This is a genomic window from Jingyaoa shaoxingensis (genome assembly GCF_014385005.1).
Taxonomy (GTDB): Bacteria; Bacillota; Clostridia; order Lachnospirales; family Lachnospiraceae; genus Marvinbryantia; species Marvinbryantia shaoxingensis.
Genome location: NZ_JACRSZ010000018.1, coordinates 1 through 17407 on the forward strand (window position 1 = coordinate 1; position 17407 = coordinate 17407).

General features: G+C 44.8%; 15 protein-coding genes and 1 rRNA gene. 2 read left to right on the forward strand and 14 right to left on the reverse strand.

Annotated elements, in window-relative coordinates:
* The 13 genes from H8716_RS14465 to H8716_RS14525 form a co-directional block, all read right to left on the reverse strand.
* Positions 1 to 222, reverse strand: a 16S ribosomal RNA gene (locus tag H8716_RS14465); the annotation flags it as partial.
* Between the two features lie 400 nt (positions 223 to 622).
* The gene (locus H8716_RS14470; RefSeq protein WP_249309746.1) at positions 623 to 1393 is read right to left on the reverse strand and encodes an SDR family NAD(P)-dependent oxidoreductase; all 771 of its coding nucleotides are present in this window, start codon (positions 1391 to 1393) and stop codon (positions 623 to 625) included.
* A gap of 470 nt (positions 1394 to 1863) precedes the next feature.
* On the reverse strand, positions 1864 to 2874 hold the full coding sequence (locus tag H8716_RS14475; RefSeq protein WP_249309747.1) for a LacI family DNA-binding transcriptional regulator: 1011 nt from the start codon (positions 2872 to 2874) through the stop codon (positions 1864 to 1866).
* 2 nt (positions 2875 to 2876) lie between these two features.
* Positions 2877 to 4685, reverse strand: coding sequence for a DUF6320 domain-containing protein (locus tag H8716_RS14480; RefSeq protein WP_249309748.1), 1809 nt, complete (start codon positions 4683 to 4685; stop codon positions 2877 to 2879).
* Positions 4685 to 5611, reverse strand: a complete 927-nt coding sequence (locus H8716_RS14485; RefSeq protein ID WP_249309808.1) for an alpha/beta hydrolase — start codon at positions 5609 to 5611, stop codon at positions 4685 to 4687. Before H8716_RS14485 ends, H8716_RS14480 begins: the two co-directional genes overlap by 1 nt.
* An 11-nt stretch (positions 5612 to 5622) precedes the next feature.
* Complete coding sequence (locus tag H8716_RS14490; RefSeq protein WP_249309749.1) at positions 5623 to 6519, reverse strand: alpha/beta hydrolase; 897 nt, start codon at positions 6517 to 6519, stop codon at positions 5623 to 5625.
* Between the two features lie 70 nt (positions 6520 to 6589).
* Positions 6590 to 7198 (reverse strand): cytidylate kinase-like family protein, encoded by a 609-nt coding sequence (locus H8716_RS14495; protein ID WP_249309750.1) that lies wholly within the window; start codon positions 7196 to 7198, stop codon positions 6590 to 6592.
* A 77-nt stretch (positions 7199 to 7275) separates the two neighbouring features.
* The gene (locus tag H8716_RS14500; protein WP_249309751.1) at positions 7276 to 8760 is read right to left on the reverse strand and encodes an AAA family ATPase; all 1485 of its coding nucleotides are present in this window, start codon (positions 8758 to 8760) and stop codon (positions 7276 to 7278) included.
* Between the two features lie 16 nt (positions 8761 to 8776).
* Complete coding sequence (locus H8716_RS14505; protein ID WP_330606649.1) at positions 8777 to 10303, reverse strand: extracellular solute-binding protein; 1527 nt, start codon at positions 10301 to 10303, stop codon at positions 8777 to 8779.
* 1 nt (position 10304) lies between these two features.
* Positions 10305 to 11105 (reverse strand): ABC transporter permease, encoded by an 801-nt coding sequence (locus tag H8716_RS14510; RefSeq protein WP_249309752.1) that lies wholly within the window; start codon positions 11103 to 11105, stop codon positions 10305 to 10307.
* Positions 11105 to 11899, reverse strand: a complete 795-nt coding sequence (locus H8716_RS14515; RefSeq protein ID WP_249309753.1) for an ABC transporter permease — start codon at positions 11897 to 11899, stop codon at positions 11105 to 11107. The genes H8716_RS14510 and H8716_RS14515 overlap by 1 nt, the downstream gene beginning before the upstream one ends.
* A 9-nt stretch (positions 11900 to 11908) precedes the next feature.
* Positions 11909 to 13348, reverse strand: a complete 1440-nt coding sequence (locus tag H8716_RS14520) for an ABC transporter ATP-binding protein (protein WP_249309754.1) — start codon at positions 13346 to 13348, stop codon at positions 11909 to 11911.
* A gap of 140 nt (positions 13349 to 13488) precedes the next feature.
* Entirely contained in the window at positions 13489 to 14046 is a 558-nt protein-coding gene (locus H8716_RS14525) for a helix-turn-helix domain-containing protein (protein WP_249309755.1), read from the reverse strand.
* Positions 14047 to 14351: 305 nt separating this feature from the next.
* Here H8716_RS14525 and H8716_RS14530 point away from each other — a divergent pair, with 305 nt between their 5' ends.
* Positions 14352 to 15251, forward strand: a complete 900-nt coding sequence (locus H8716_RS14530) for an AAA family ATPase (protein ID WP_249309756.1) — start codon at positions 14352 to 14354, stop codon at positions 15249 to 15251.
* Positions 15242 to 16948 carry a hypothetical protein gene (locus tag H8716_RS14535; protein ID WP_249309757.1) on the forward strand — a complete coding sequence of 569 codons (1707 nt, stop codon included), beginning with the start codon at positions 15242 to 15244 and terminating at the stop codon, positions 16946 to 16948. The genes H8716_RS14530 and H8716_RS14535 overlap by 10 nt, the downstream gene beginning before the upstream one ends.
* 74 nt (positions 16949 to 17022) lie before the next feature.
* Here H8716_RS14535 and H8716_RS14540 read toward each other — a convergent pair whose 3' ends face one another.
* On the reverse strand, positions 17023 to 17379 hold the full coding sequence (locus H8716_RS14540) for a SpoVA/SpoVAEb family sporulation membrane protein (RefSeq protein ID WP_249309810.1): 357 nt from the start codon (positions 17377 to 17379) through the stop codon (positions 17023 to 17025).
* Positions 17380 to 17407 lie beyond the last annotated feature (28 nt).

Here is a 17407-nt window from a genome sequence, read left to right on the forward strand (position 1 = left end):
TCACACGGTGCCATGCGGCACTGTGCGCTTATGCGGTATTAGCAGTCATTTCTAACTGTTATCCCCCTGTATGAGGCAGGTTACCCACGCGTTACTCACCCGTCCGCCGCTCAGTCACATAAGATTTCCTCCGAAGAATCTTTCTTAAGCGCTTCGCTCGACTTGCATGTGTTAAGCACGCCGCCAGCGTTCATCCTGAGCCAGGATCAAACTCTCAAAATAAATGTTTGATTCCGGGATCAAAATTAACGTCTAGCTAATCTATCCCTTTTACTGTTTTATAAGGTCAGTTCCTTGAATTAACTTTTAGAATCTTTCAAGGTTGTTTCACTGTTCAATTATCAAGGTTCTTTGTTGTTTTGTCTCTCAACAGTAACTTTGATATCATATCACTGTTTCAGAAGTTTGTCAACAACTTTTTCAACTTTTTCAATCTTTCGATTGAAGTTTTGTGTTTCTCACTGTCTCTGTCAGACAACTCTATTATATTAGCACCCGTGCCAGTATTTGTCAACACATTTTTTCAATTTTTTTCGACTTTTTTTCAAAAACCCCATTTGCAAGATTAAATCCCACACTTCTGTGGAATTTAATCTTACCAAAAGAATATTGTTACTGCTCATTATTTTACAAGATATCCGCCATCTACCGGGATGATTGCCCCATTGAGGTAATCCGATGCGTCAGATGCCAGAAATACGCACGGGCCTTTCATATCTTCCGGAGTTCCCCATACATGTGCCGGAATACGTCCGGTGATCTCTGCACACCTTGGATTTGACGGATCAGTCAGTGCCGTATTCATCTCGGTATCCATATACCCAGGTGCCAGTGCATTTACATTAATCTTCTTAGATGCCCACTCATTGCAGAATGCTTTGGTAAGCTGTGCCACCGCTCCCTTGGATGCTGCATATGCCGGAACTGTATAGCCACCAAAGAAGGATAACATGGATGCAATATTAATGATCTTTCCCTTGCTGTCCTGTGCTATGAATTTCTTTGCTGCTCGCTGGCACCAGTCAAAAACTGCATTCTGGTTTACTTCTATTACATAGTTATAATCTTCTACAGGAAACTCTTCGCTCGGATGACGTCGCTGTACTCCCGCAGCATTCACCAGAATATCCAGATGATCTCCCAGTTTTGCCACTGCCTCTTCAAATCCTCTGGCGCGATCCTGTGGATCTCCCAGATTGACAACTGCGCCATGACACTGGTATCCCTTTTTGATAAATTCTTCTGCTACTGTATATACTTTATCAGAGGATCCTACAATTACTACTTCTGCCCCCGCTTCCATCAGACCTTCTGCCATACCGTGTCCCAGACCTCTGGTACCACCTGTTACAATTGCTTTTCTTCTTGTCAGATCTGTAAAATTTCTCATCATGCTTCCTCCGTGAATTAAGATATCCTTATTTGCAATCGATTGCATTGTTATGTTTCATATATTATCATTTATAAACTATTTTGGCAATATACATATTTTATAATTTTTCTTATATTTATCATATATTTTTATACGCTTTATCCTCCTGTTATCTTATTGCAATCGATTTCATCCCGCGCATCTTTTCTTCGTTCCGGCCGGCACAAAACAACTGTTCACCGGCAAATAGCTCTGCGTCTTTATGGAATATTTGTAACTGTTCAGAACCCACTGTTCCGCGAGGTGTTTTGGCATGAATATGCCAAAATCCCGAAACATTCACGCCAAAATTCTATCGCCAAAGGCGATTTTATTGAATTTTGGCTTCGTATCTGTGAAGGTACTGAACAGATACGAAATATTTCTTTCTATATCTCAAAAGACAGCAACTCCATGCTTCCATGAAATCACTGTCTCTTTCTCATTCTCTTTTATGTACTTTCTCTCCGGATCACTTCTGCCGGAAGTATCATCCGGTGGTTTACCGGGCGTCCCTGCAGTACATCCATCAGCGTGTTTGCCGCTGCCAGACTCATATCTCCCGATTTGTTATCTATCGTTGTCAGTGTCGGCGAACAGACCTGTCCATACAGCGTATTGTCTACTCCTATAATCGCTGTCTGCTCCGGTATTCGGATCCCCTGTCTTTTCAGTTCCTTCATACAGCCTACTGCCAGCATATCTGTCTCACAGAGAATGCCATCCACAGCCGGCATTTTTTTTAGCAGTTCAACAGTCTCCATTCGGCCGCGTTCTACAGAGCTTCTGGGACCTGCCGTTCCGTCCACTTCTGCAAAAATCATTCTCTCTGCGCCTTCCATTCCCAGACGCAACATCCCCGTGGTAAACCCACGCTGCTTTCTTTTATTTGCCGGATTTGCCACATCCATAAGATATGCCAGATTCTTCCGTCCCTTTTGCGCCAGCAGCGCAACCGCTTCCTCTATGCCCCGTTCCTCATCTGTCTGAACACTGTAGGTATTGGGCAGATCCAGATCTCCATTCATTACTACAATCGGAATATTAGAAAGGTGCTGCTTTACGCTCTCCTTCACTTCCTCGATTTCAAACATAGAACCGATAAAAATAGCTCCTTCCACACGCCGCTGTTCCAGAATCTGTATATACTGTGCCTTCTTTTTGCTGTCACCACCTGTACTGAAGGTAATGCAGGTATATCCCTGCCGCGTCATCTCCTGTTCAATGACATAGGCAGACTCTGTATGGTGTGATACCCTGATATCTTCAATCAATATACCAATAAACCGGGATGCCTGTGTTACCAGCCCTCTGGCTGCGACATCCGGAATGTAGTGATATTCATCCAGAATCTTCTGCACCTTTTTTCGGGTGCTCTCACTGATACCCGGACGTTTGTTGATAACGCGGGAAACCGTACTGGCAGAAACCCCCGCTTCCCGTGCAATATCATAAATTGTCATTTTCACATCCTCAATTTCTTATGAAATTCTCTGAGTGTATCTTTTTTCTGAAAAATCAGAAGTCCTGCCAATACCAGAAAGCTGATTCCGGAACAGATCACTGACGGATACACAAAGGTCGTTAAGTTCAAAAATGTCAGTATCACCGGTATACATCCCGCCATGGCTGCCTGAACCAGATAAAACAGATATTCTTCTCTTTCCAGATGCTGTACTCTGGCAATCACTGCCATGGAACACAGCACGCCCAATGCACCGATCGGCAGTACAAAATCCAGTGACCAGCCAATCCAGCCCGTATAATGATCCCACAACACTGCCAGTATGGTGACCAGAAGAAGCTGCCACATCTCATTTTTCAGAATATTGCGCCGCTTACTGTAAGCCACTGCTACCAGCAGCCAAGTGCACACTGTTCCTGCCGCCACAAACCAGAACCAGTTCAAATCTCCGGTTATCAGATAATCCAGCACTGCACTTGCAACCACTGCCACAAGACACAGAAATGTAAACAGACGGAAAATCTGCTTTCCTTCTTTTTCCAGTTCCTGGTTTCTTCCCGGAAAATCCTGCTCTTCTTCCCTGAAACCAACCTCTTCTTCTCTTAAAATTTTCTGGAAATTTCTCTGGATATTGTCATTCGGCAGCTTGGAAGTAAAACCAAGCAGCATCTGATCCTGATATGAACAGGAACACAGCTGCAGAATATTCGTACTGGCAAAAATACCAAAATGATCTATATATTTTTCATATCCAGGCGAGAACCGAACAATTCCAATATTAGAATAAACGGCGGTAATACTCCGGCTTCCCAGAGACGCCCCCAGCATCAGGAAATATTTTTTTATCTCCAACGGTACTGCACGTATTACCGGATTCTTCTCCAGCCGGACATATCCACTCATTCGCTGTGCTACATTCTCTCTTGACAGTCCCTGTTCAAACTGTACTTTTACGTGATCCACCACTTCTTTTAAAGTCGTGTTTTCTGTAAAGGTATGTCCCACCTCAATCCATCCAAAGAAATTTGTCATAGACTGGGACGGAAAATAATTGCGGAGATTTACCGGAATCATCAATGCAACCGGTCTTTTTCTTTTGTTCCTTGGAATCTCTTCTCCAATGGCGCAGAGCATAACCGCCGCCAGAAATATGGTAATGGACACTCCATAAGATTTCGCTTTCTTATGGATCTCCTTCACCGGAATATTCAGTTCGGTAATCTTCATATCCTCATGAGGCAGCTTTTCGCCTTTCAGGCGCACAGCATGAGACTTTCTCTCTGCCCTGCCGCTCTCTGCCGTATAATACTGTGAAAAACTGTCTTCTTCCTGATCTCCAGGCGTACTCACTTCATCCAGACAGATCTTACTCAGCTCTTCTTCCGGATGAAGTAATATCAAATAATTCTGCACCAGTTCCTGCAGGAAATGCATGGCTCCGGTGCCGTCTGTCAGCGCATGATAAACTTCAAAATTGATACGTTTTTTATAATAAGTCACTTCAAAAAGCAGGGTCTTTTTATCCGGAATATATAAGCTGCTGCACGGAGGTTTCTTTTCTTCCTTCACCACCGGAAGAATATCCCTGCGCTCCAGGTAAAACCAGAACAGGCCTTTACGCAGTACTGCCTGAAACAATGGATATCTTTTCATAGTCTCATCCAGAGCCTGCTGCAAAATCTCCGGATCTACGTTTTCCTTGCATTCACAGTAAAACCGGAATACCCTGGTATCATTTTTTCCGGTCACCAGCGGAAATGCCAGTGCCGCATTATCCAGCTTTCTCCACCTCGAATAGCCTGTTTCCATTATTCTTCGCTTCCCTTCAGAAATGCATTGATATATGTAAAACTCTCCTGCACATGCAGAAAAAGGATTCCCAGGGCAAAGAAGCCATGAAAGGCTCCTTCAATCCTGTGTACGTCCACTTCGTTTCCGGCGTTCAGAAGCTTTTTCCCGTAATCCTCGCCCTCATCTCTGAGCGGATCCAGTTCTGCCGTCAGGATCAGGGTTCTTGGAAGGCCGGAAAAATCTTCTGCCATCAGCGGTGCAAAATACGGATTCTGCCGGTCCTGCGGACTACTCTCGTACAGCTTCAGATAATCTTCCATCTTCACAGAGGTCAGAAGATAGTCCGTACCATTTTCCTGTACGGAAGGGTATGGTGACTCTTCTGTATAGCAATTATTCAATGCCGGATAAATCAGGATCTGACGTTTTGGTGTAAAGTCTCCTGTATCTCTTGCCTTCAGACAGACTGCCGCTGTCAGGTTACCCCCTGCAGAATCCCCCATAATCGTGATCTGATCAGGATGAATTTTCAGAATACTATGATTCGTATACAATGCCTTCGCCGCTGCATAACAGTCCTCAAATGCCGTCGGAAAACGATACTCCGGTGCCAGGCGGTATTCTACCGAGGCTACAATACATCCCGTTGACTGCGCCATTCGTGCACAGACACGGTTATAAGTCTCTACACTCTCTGTCACCCAGCCGCCGCCATGAAAAAAGAGCAACACAGACAGATTGCTTCGCTCCTCCGGTTCCAGCTTCATATCTTCTTCTGTCGGGAAATATAGTCTGACCGGTACTTCATAATCTCCGTTATAGATTCCGGTATCCAGTTTTTTCAGAAAAATCCGAAGGGCATCCAGCTTTTTCAGATCTGCCAGTCTCCTGGATGATTCTACGTCTATATTACCATATGATAAGGCATGCAGCAGCGCATGCATGGTTTTTGAAATCAATCATTCAACCCCTTTCTGTGAAAAAACTCACATTCCTGTGTATTACATTCAGCTCCTGCAGGTTCCTTCATATTCACATGAAATACGTGATACAATGGTTTTTCCTCTGTACCATAGATCCGGAAAGTATATTCTACTCCCTGTTTTTTCAATTCCTCTTCCAGAAGAAAAGCCTGTGGATAACAGAAATCCCCCACACAGGTCATGAGATACACCGGTGGAAAATGAGGATTCACATGATCCGTCACATTGACCATCTTTCTCTCCCTTTCCGATCCCTTTTCCGGTAGAAGATCTTCCATCAAATCCTTGTCATCTTCGCTTCCTATCACATTTTTCTCACCCAGCGGACAGTATACTCCACAATTTAATGCCACTGCGGTCGGCACAAATCGACGTGGCACGGTAAAAGGATACTCTGCAGCATAGTCTGCATCTGTGCAGATGGCACTGTACAGACCACACAGGTGGGCTCCTGCTGAATCTCCCACCATGAATACTCTCTCCATATCCAGTCCATAGGTATCCTGATTCTGATACATCCATTCTACCACTGAGTTGACGTCACAGAGCTGTGCCGGAAACTGATTCTCCGGTGCCAGGCGGTAATTAAAATTCACTACGGCAAACCCTTTCTGTGCAAGAGACATTCCATAAAACTGATAGATTTCCTTATTTCCGTATACCCAGCCACCGCCATGGATATTGACAATCACCGGCAGTTTCCCTTTCTGCTCCTTTGGCCGGTAAACATCCAGAAGGTTCCATACCGGATCTGATCCGTAAGCAATATTGTCAAAACGTTCAATATCTTCCGGGGTAGTCAGCCCTGCATCTCTTTTTGCATCCCCGATTTTCCATTCTTTTCTTACTCTTTCACTGGTCTTTGACATATTCCGTCTCCCCCTTCATTTCCTATATGCAAAAACGGACATGGAAATCCCATCTCCATGCCCGTTTTTTCTATTCTTCTGCTTCAGATGCTGCTTCCACGATCAGTTTCACACACAAATCATAGCCCAGCTTACCACTGTCCAGTGTCATATCGTAGTTGTGGCTGTCGCCCCATTTACGGCCATTGCTGTAATGATTGTAGTAATTGTGTCTGGCACGGTCTCTCTTGGACAGCATCTTCTGAATCTCGGTAGCGTTCTTCGTACCGGTCAGTTCTGTCACACGCACGCCTCTGTGCAGTTCATCTGCATGAATGAATACATTCAGCGTGTCGATCTCAGCTTCTTTTAAAATCACATCCGCACAGCGTCCAAGAATGACGCAAGGTCCCTTCTGTGCCATCTTAATGATGATGGCTTTCTGGATCTCATGAATGGCATCCTGTGAATCATTAAAATAAGAGCTGGAAATGGAACTGATCTTTTTCCAGATATCATCACCTGTAGAACGGTCTTCCTCTTCTTTTTCAATCAATTTCTTCTCAAAACCGCTCTCTTCTACCGTTGCGCGGACAATATCACGGTCATAAAACGGAATCCCCAGTGTCTCTGCCACCTTTGTTCCGATGGAATGTCCACCTGCACCATATTCACGGCTGATTGTGATCACTTTATTCATAGTAAATACCTCCCGTATGTTTTCCAACTTTCTCTTCATACAGTATAGCATGAATCTCTCCGAAGCTCAAAATAAATTTAGTCCAGTAGTGCATTGACCATATCTTTGTCAAATACCACCTGCGGTACATGATCTACCTCTATCTGATACAGTGCATTGGCTGCAATATGTTCTGCTGCCTGCTCCAGATCACGGATACCGGAAGTATCACGGTATCGGTCAATTACCGCATCCAGCGCATCCTCTGTCACAATACATTCTTCTTCCTTCAGGCTCATGCGTCTGAGAACCTTTGGGAGTGCAAATTTTGAGAAAATGACCTTCTTCTCTTCTGTAGTATAGTCTGGGATCTCAATCACTGCAAAACGGGACATCAACGGTGCACTGATCTGATCCTTTTCATTGGCTGTGGCAATCGGATATACACCCACAGTTGGAATCATGCATTCCATATAGTTATCTGTAAATCCCAGATTATCCAGAAGGGTCAGCAGTACGTCTGCCGGATTGCCGTTGCCTTTTCCGGAATTTGCTTTATCCAGCTCATTGATGATAAATACCAGATTGGACGCCCCTGCCATGGAAAATGCATCCATGATAATACCCGGCTTGGCATTGGCATAGATTCTGGAGCTTCCGGTAAGCTGTTCCGGATCATTGATTGAGCTCATATCCAACGTGGTCCACGGAAGCTTTAAAATCCGGGCAACTGCATAGGCAATCTGGGACTTTCCGGTACCTGCCGGTCCGATCAGGAGAAGTCCGTATGCCGGAAGGGTATGGGTACGGTTGATCTGGATAATGGTCTCAATGATACGCTGCTTTACCCGCTCCATACCATACAGTTCCTCATCCAGAATTCTTCTGGCTTCCTGCGGATCAATCGCTTCAAAATAATTATTCTTCCACTGAATATTCATCATAATAGACAAAGCTCTTTGCGCATGACGCCGTTCCTCCTGAGACACCTCATGGGATCTGGCCACTGCCAGATTTCTTCTTGCCCAGAGGCGAATGTTATCCGGCATAGTTCGACCGGCACAGGTCATAAAATCGGTGATGCTCTGTATGCTGGTCAGCTTCATTTCATCTCCTGTCTCTTCCCGGTCTTCCTCTTCTACTTCATCTTCCGGCGCACTGCTTTCCAGAAGACGTTCAATCATGAACTGTAAGAATCCGTCTTCCGCTGATAACTTGGTTCCGCCTCCAAATGCGATCTCACGAATCTTATAGACTGCGTATCCTTCTTCCAGATTCTCCCCTGAAAGACACACATTGATATGATTCTCTCCCAGCCAGCGCAGAAGACTGACAAATCTCGCATCAATCTTCAGAATATCTGCCCGGATAGTCTCATCATCTTCTTTAAACTCAAATGCGGTTCTCTTCGTTGGATTTAAAAAGATACCGCAGGAATGGTGTTTCCATTTGTTCTTACTGTTATCCAGCACCATAATCGGCTGCTGTGGTGTTGGGCTTGAATTATCCGAATAAAATACTTCATAAGTGCACTCTGTAATCTTTTTACTCTCAGATGCACCGCTAAAATCAAATACTGGCATATATATTTTCCTCTTTTTAATTCTGTGTATGTTTTTTCTTCATATTACGAATCAGACATACCAGTATTACTATAACAAGAATAGCTGTAATTGTCCATATCCATGCCGGAACATCGTGAATATTAAAGCAGCGGACACTGACCCACATCTGATTGATTGCCTGGTTCTGTGCATCATCAAAATAAATCATGATGGATGATCTCTCCATGGCATCTGCATCCGGATACTGGGCATACAGCTGCCGTCTCGCCTGTTCTGCCGGTGCAGTAATCACATAATCTTCGCTGTCTGTATCTTCCGTAAAGAAATACGCAAGATCATAGTCTACTGTCTCTTCTTCCTCATCTTCTGCCCCATAATTCCAGTCGGCATACTCAAAGACTCTTGGGTCGTCCCCTCCGGAAATGACAGAAGTATAGCCAATATAGTACATATTCCGGATAGCATTGTCCGGTCTGGAATTAAAATTAATAAATGCCTCTGCCGCCTGCTGCTTGTCTTTATCTTCTCCGATACCGCTTTTCAGCATGACCCATCCGTCAAAATATATATTGGTCGATTCTTCCGGTACCGCATAATCCAAAAATACGCCATCTTCTTCTGCCTGATCCATGGTGTAGACCGCATCACCGGACCACTGATAATTCGCCAGCACCTTTCCGGTAATCATATCTGCTTTTCCGGAATCTGTTTCAAAGGAATAGGCATTATTTTTAACATCCTGCAGATAATCCTGAACTGCCTGAATGGTCTCCGGCGAGGTGTCATTCATCTCATCCACCAGCTTTTGCCTGTAATCCGGATCATTACGAAAACTGTCTGACGTAAGCAGATCGGATTTCAGTGCACCAACTGCTGCAAAATAGGAATCTCTCACATTATCTTTGATCGTTACCTGACGTTTATAATCCGGATTGTCAAGGATCTTCCAGCTTCTGGCATCCTCTTCGCTGACTTCTTCCGGATTGTATACAATACCGGTCAGTCCCCACATATATCCAGCCGCATATTTTCCCCATGTTTCTCCGTTGATTTCATTATTTTCGAAAATATTTCGGATGTAAGGAGAAACGCCTTTGCTGTAATAATTGTTCTCGTCTGTCTCGTCAAAGAAATGATCTGACAGTGGAACCAGTCTGTCCTCTGCCATCAGCTTCATAATCATATATTCAGACGGGCAGACCAGATCATATACATCTCCCAATGTCAGCATATTGTATAGGTCTTCATTGGTTCCGAACGTAGAATACTCTACATTCACCTTTACGCCGTAAGTTTCATAATACCATTCTTCAAAATCCTTCACCATGGAATTCTCACCAATGATATCTCCGCTTTCCAGATCAATCGTTTCATCCTCATCCCAGTCACCCAGGTCAATATACTCTTCCCAGTTGCATACACGCAGAGTCACTTCTTTTGCACTGGTATCTTTTTCTTCTGCAAAAGCATAACTTCCCGTCAGAGATGCATAAGGATATCCAGACACAGCCAGGGCTACAGTTGCCGCCAGCGTCATACCGGTTCTGATTTTCTTTTTCATCTTACGCATCCACCCTTTCTGAGCCATTCTTGTTCGCCCGCAGATTCATTACAGCCACAAGTACCAGCACAATCAGGAAAATCACTGTGGACAATGCCCATAGCGCTGTTTTGATGGTAGTCTGAGCCCCCTTCGTCGCATTTACCACATAGGTACTGATGGTATCAAAGGTGGCCGGCTTGGTATAAGTGGCAACAAAATAATCATCCAGAGACAGTGTCACTGCTAGGGCAAATCCTGAGATAATACCCGGCAGGATCTGTGGAATCACGATCTGTATCAGCGCCACAAAAGGGGTTGCCCCAAGGTCAAGCGCCGCTTCATAGATACTTGGATCCATCTGCCGGATCTTTGGCATAACTGACAGATAAACAAAAGGAGCGCACAGAATCACATGTCCTACTACCAGCGGTACAAAGGTATCTTTGCTTACTCCCAGTACCACTACCAGTAAAATACACAGGGAAAAACCGGTTACTACATCTGCATTAACTACCGGCACCTGATTCATGGTGGAGATCACCTTTGTCGTCTTCTTTTTGGAATAAAAGGCACCGATGGCACCCATGGTTCCAAGTAGGGTAGCCAGAAACGCTGCTCCCAGTGCAAGAAGAATCGTTCCGCCAATCATCCCCAAAAGCTCCGGTGTGGTAAATAAGGTCACATAATTATGAAGGGAGAAGCCTCGAATCGCACCTATATTGGTGGCATCTGTAAAGCTGTATACTGCCAGGATAAAAATCGGCAGGTAAAGAAACAGCAGTACAAGCCCAAGAAACATTCCTTTGATATATTTTCTCATTATAACAGGGCACCTCCTCTCGTATTTTCTTCCTCTGAGCCGCCTGTCAGTAAAGTAAACAGACAGATAATTCCCAGCAGGATCAGTGCAATCATGGATCCGCCGTGCCAGTTGTAGGCTGCAAAATAGCTGCCAATCAAGCTGCCCATGATGTAAGTGCTGTTATACAGCATATCCAGTACTACATAGTTGGTCATCGCCGGTAAAAATACCATGGACACACCACTGATAATACCTGGTACGGATAACGGCAGTGTGATTTTCAAAAATGTTTCAAATTCATTAGCGCCAAGATCCATGGCCGCTTCCCGCAGTGCCTTATCCAGCCTTGATATGGTGGTGTAGATCGGCAGGATCATAAATGGCAGGAAGTCATAGGTCATACCTATCACCGCATTCAGAAACGGATGCATGGCAAGATTGCCTTCCAGCACAGTCAGTACTTCTTTTAATGCCGTAATACGCAGTGAAAAATTGATCCACATCGGCATAACAAACAGCATCAGAATCACGGACTTACTTTTAATATTGCTGAATGCCAGAATATAGGCAATCGGATAGGCCAGCAAAAGACATACTGCTGTAGTCACAATTGCCAGGGCAAAACTGTAGCACAAGGTTCCAAGCGTATTTGGATTCGTGAAGAATCCAGTCAGATTGGCAATGGTAAACTGCCCCTGTCCATCTGTAAACGCATAATAAAATAATACAAGCAGCGGAGCAATCACAAATACAAATAAAAATAATGCATAAGGAACTCCGAGACTTTTTCTGGAAAATGAAAATTTACGCATATCCGTCTCCTATCTCTTTAATGCAAACTTCATCTTATCTACCGGCATGAGAAGTCCTACCTGGTCATCCATGTTCCACAGGTATTCATCATTGACTATGAAATCCTGTTCCAGATCTGTATGAATGACATAGCTGTAATGGTCACCTTTATAGATCAGATTGCTGATATATCCCTGTACAATTCCTTCTTCCATATTGTCTGTCATATGAATATCGGAAGGCTGGATAGAAACCATGATCTTGGTTTTCTTCGGATCAATTACTTCTCCATGAGCATCCAGAAGCGTTCCATCCTCTGTTCTTCTGCTTCCTTTGATAATCTTTGTCACGCTGGTATCCAGAATATGGCCATTGTATTCCAGGTGGAAGTCCTGGTTAATATCTGCTGAAAAGATATTGGTATGGTCTTCTGCAATCATAATATGAATATTCTGAGGATCTACCTTCATGCCTACCCGTTCTCCCGGTGCAGCAGACTTTACAGACTGAATCACCATTTCATTCTTACCTGAAACCACGGTAATCTCATAATGCATGCCCTTGAAGATCACAGAATCTACCACTCCCGAGATAATTCCCTGTCCCGGCGGGGTCAGTTCCACATCTTCCGGACGGACAACTGCTGTAATATGAGTTCCCTGTTCAATATCATCAACGCATTCAAATTCACCGCCACAGAAACGTGCTTTCAACTTACCGGTCATGATACCATTAAAGATATTACTTTCTCCGATAAAGTCAGCCACAAAAGCATTCTTTGGCTCATTATAAATATCTTCCGGTGTACCGATCTGCTGCATTTTTCCTTCTGACATAACCACAATCTTATCTGACATGGTCAGTGCTTCTTCCTGATCATGAGTTACATAGATGAAGGTAATTCCAAGTTCATCGTGCATAGCTTTTAACTCGATCTGCATCTCTTTTCTCATCTTCAGATCCAGCGCACCCAGCGGTTCATCCAAAAGCAGTATTTCCGGCTCGTTTACCAGTGCTCTTGCTATGGCAATTCTCTGCTGCTGTCCACCGGAAAGCGTAGACACACTACGATTCTCAAACCCTTCTAGATCTACCAGTGCCAGCACCTTTTTCACCTTTTTTTCAATCACATCCTTCGGTGTTTTTTTCTGCTTCAGCCCGAACGCAATATTCTCAAAAATATTCATATGTGGGAATAAGGCATAACGCTGGAATACCGTATTGATTGGCCGTTTATTCGGAGGAAGATTCGTGATTGGCTTCCCATTTAATAAAATCTCTCCCGATGTCGGGATGTCAAATCCTGCAATCATTCGTAAAGTTGTTGTCTTTCCACATCCGGAAGGACCAAGGAATGTAACAAACTCTCCCCGTTTTACTTCCAGATTAAAATCTTCTACCGCCGAGAACCCATCCTCGTAGGTTCTGGTAATATGCTTCAGTTCAATGATATTTTCTGATGTTCCCATTTGGCTCCCTCTCTTCTTTCTTAATAATTGCTAAAATGTCAACATTTAGATTACACGGATTGTTACATGCTTCGCGCTCTCATCTTTCCGTTCCACTTCGGTCGGTGCAAGGCTTGTGCTGCTGGCACATAGCCCTATAATCAGAACATTGGTGGTGTACTGATCCAGATAAACTTTGCCGGCCGCTGTCCCGGATTCTCAATGCGGTGTATCTTCTTGGCGGGATAATAGAAGCTCTCTCCAGCCTTGACATGATAGATCTGATCTCCCAGGATCACATTCAGTCTCCCTGACATGACGTATCCGAATTCTTCTCCGTCATGAGGCTTGTCTTCTTCCAGTGTCTGATGTGGCTGGACTACTACCAGCAGTGGTTCCATGCGGTAACGCTGGGCAGTCGGCACGATCCACTGAATGCTATTCCCTGCATCGTCGATTTTTTCGAAATATCCTTTTTCAGAAAATACCACCTGTTCTTCTTCCGTTTCTTTGAAAAAATCTGCAGCAGTGGTTCCAAGACACTCGATCAGATCCAAAAGGGTCACAACCGACGGAGAAACCTGTCCTCTTTCCAGCTGGGAAATAAATCCCTTGGTCAGTTCTGTGCGGTCTGCCAGTTCCTGTTGGGTCAGTCCGTTGCGGTTTCTCAGGTCCCGGATTTTTCTTCCGATCTTCTCGTTAATATATTCCAGTTCCATTCTGAAATGTTCGCCTCCGATTTTTCTTTGCTAAACTTAAAATATGTTTTTACTAAACTTTTCTCCAAGAAGAAATTATACTACTAATAAACTTTCTGTCAATTATTAATATGATTCCCAGGCTCTTGTTCTTGTATTTATTTCAGTACAATACTATATATCTTCCGATATCTGCATTTTCCTTTTTACACTCTTGCGCATCTCGTCTTTTCGAATTAAAAAAACAGGGGTATAATGATCCTGACTATGAATACTTGGCAGTAATTGTTTTTTCACAATTACGCATTACAAAGGAGATTGGATATATGAACTGGATGGATCAGGCCGGTGTCAGCCCTGAACTGCAAAACGAAATGGAACGCTTCCGAAAGCGTTTTGATAAAGAATCTGTTCCGGAAGGAATACGAGGGGTGCAGGAGCCTCCCCGTTTCCATTACCTGGGAAAGGAGATATTAGAAAAGGCAATCTGTGCGCTGCTGTGTGAAAAGAATCTGCTTCTGGCAGGACCAAAGGCAACCGGAAAAAATGTGCTGGCAGAAAATCTTGCCTGGATCTTCGGGCGTCCCAGCTGGAATGTGTCCTTTCATGTGAATGTGGATGCCTCTTATCTGATCGGAACGGATACCTTCGACGGGGAAAAAGTAGTCTTCCGTCCAGGTCCTATTTATCAGTGTGCGCAATATGGGGGATTTAGTATTCTGGATGAAATCAACATGGCAAAAAACGAAGCTATGGCTGTACTTCACGCCACACTGGATTACCGCCGGATTCTGGAAGTGTCAGGCTACGACCGGATCACCCTGCATCCTGCCACTCGTTTTATCGGCACCATGAATTACGGATATGCCGGAACCAGAGAATTAAATGAGGCTCTGGGATCTCGTTTTCTGGTTCTCCAGATGCCTGTGATAACTGAAAAACAACTGACTCATCTGTTAAAGGCAGAATATCCGGAAATCAGCAAAGCTATGTGCCGTCAGCTCTGTGCTATCTTTTATGAGCTGGATGGCAAGGCAGAAAATGCAGAAATCAGTCCGCGAGCTGTGGATCTTCGTGGACTTCTTGATGCTGTTGCCCTGATGAAGCTTGGACTTTCCCCTCTGGATGCCTGCGATATGGGACTGTCCAACAAGGTTTTTGATTCTACGGAACGAGCCATTGTTCACGATGTCATTGCAGCGAGGGTCCCAAAGTCATGGAACTGAATCAATCTGTCAAAAAAAGAGCTTCCAATATGGTATGGACTGCTGCAGGCCGTTATGATTTTGAGCCCCTGTATCTGTTTTTCCATGGTAATAACGAACCGGTTCTCTATCTGAATACGCTGGAGGGTCTGGGCTATGCTTCCATGTCAGAGGATATTCTGATGCCTTTTCTCAAAGGGCTGGACTTTGGACGCAAGCCGAAAAAGTTCCGCTCCCTGGCCCAGCTTGTACTGGAACAGACAGTTTTTCACAGACACTTCCACCAGCGCCCGTCTCTTATTTCTCTGAGGGAAGATTATGCCAGGGTGCATCTGACTGAATTTCTCCCAACTTCCCGCTATCAGGAACTGGGATGGGAACGCCAGGCTCTGATTCACTGGCAGCGTGTGCTGCATATGGATCTGGCCGGTTTCTCCAAAAGAGAACTGGATCTGGCTGATGCCATGGAAAAGGCAGCTATACTTACCGATGAAGAACTGGTAAAAGAAATGAAATCCATTTTCCGAAAATATTTTTATTATCAGCCGCTGGCAGCCCGCAAGTCTGAAACTGCCAAATTCGTGGGTGCAGGTCTTTTTCTCGTTGTTCTTGGCCAGATCTTCTCCGGTGACTTTCATATCCGGGTATCCGATGCCGATGCTGAAGGGAAAAAGACGTTTCCTGCCCGTCTCTATATAGCCGGCAAACACCTGCTCAGCCAGACTACTGCCAAAGAAGACCGGGATTTTATACTTCACACTTTCGGTCCCTGCCTGTTTTCGCCTGAACAGATGGAGCAGATACAAACACGCTTCTGCACCAGGTATCACGCAAAAAGCAGTCTCTGGTATGCCGGTGCCACTTCCCCTGACCTGGTATTCGGTGAAGAACAGGAAACACAGCATAAAAAAAATCTGGCTTACTACCAGAAGGATAAACGCTACTATGACCGCAGTATTCACCAGATTACCGAACATCTGAAACAGGTACTGGAAGAACAGCAGGAACCTGATCTGGTACGCGTGCAGAGTGGACGTCTGAATCCCGGACAGGTATACCGGATTCCCGCCATGTATGACCTGTCTGTTTTTTACCGAGAAATCATCTGGCCGGTTCCCGATTTTTCCGTGGATCTGGTTCTGGACGCATCCAGTTCTCGCTGTAATGAGCAGGAAGCTATTGCCGCTCAGGCTTATCTGATTGCTGCAAGCTTTCTTTCTTTGCAGATTCCGGTGCAGGTAACCAGTTTTCGCAGCATCCGCGGTTACACCATACTTCAGTCTCTGAAGACCTATGAAGATGCGTCTGCAGATGGCATCTTTCACTACTTCACAGCAGGAAATAACCGTGACGGTCTGGCATTTCAGGCAATCCGTGCTCTCATGGAACGGCCTGATCACCTGCACACCAAACGGATTGTGCTGATTCTGACGGATGCCATGCCTTCTGATTCCAGAAAAGCCTGGCTGGAAAACAGCCTTTTTCACAGTAAGGATTACCGAGAAGAGCTTGCCGTAGAAGATACCCGTGATGCCATACGTTCTCTCAGGTCGGATGGCATCTCTGTGGCAGCTATTTTCTGGGGCGGTGATTATGCCATCTCCGGTCTGCGGCGTATCTACGGGGATTCTTTTATCCGTATTAAACAGATCCAGCAGTTCCCGGACGCTGTATCCAGTCTTCTCATGCGCATGCTGGATCAGATGCATGAACAGTAACATCCATCGTATCTGTTCATTCAAGAATGCCTCAGCATTCACAGATAGTTGTTTCTGAACAGTTACCAACCATCTTATTTTTTCATTCGCGGCTGAGTTACCAGACTGGCAATATAAGAAAATATCAGTGCCGACGAGGTGCCCACCGCCGCTGCCGTAAAACCACCTTTGAATAATCCGAGAAAGCCGTCTTCATCCACGGCTTTTTTTACGCCCTCCCACAGGTTATTTCCAAAACCAAGCAGAGGCACTGTCACACCTGCCCCGGCATATTCCTTCAGATACGGGAATATTCCAAAGGCTCCCAGAAACACACCTGTCACTACCAGAATCACCATAATTCTGCCCGGCATCAGTTTGGTATTCTCTATCAGGATCTGCACCAGTACACAGATCAGCCCTCCTACCCAGAATGCACGAATATAATCCATAGTCTGCTCCTTTCCGATCAACACACCT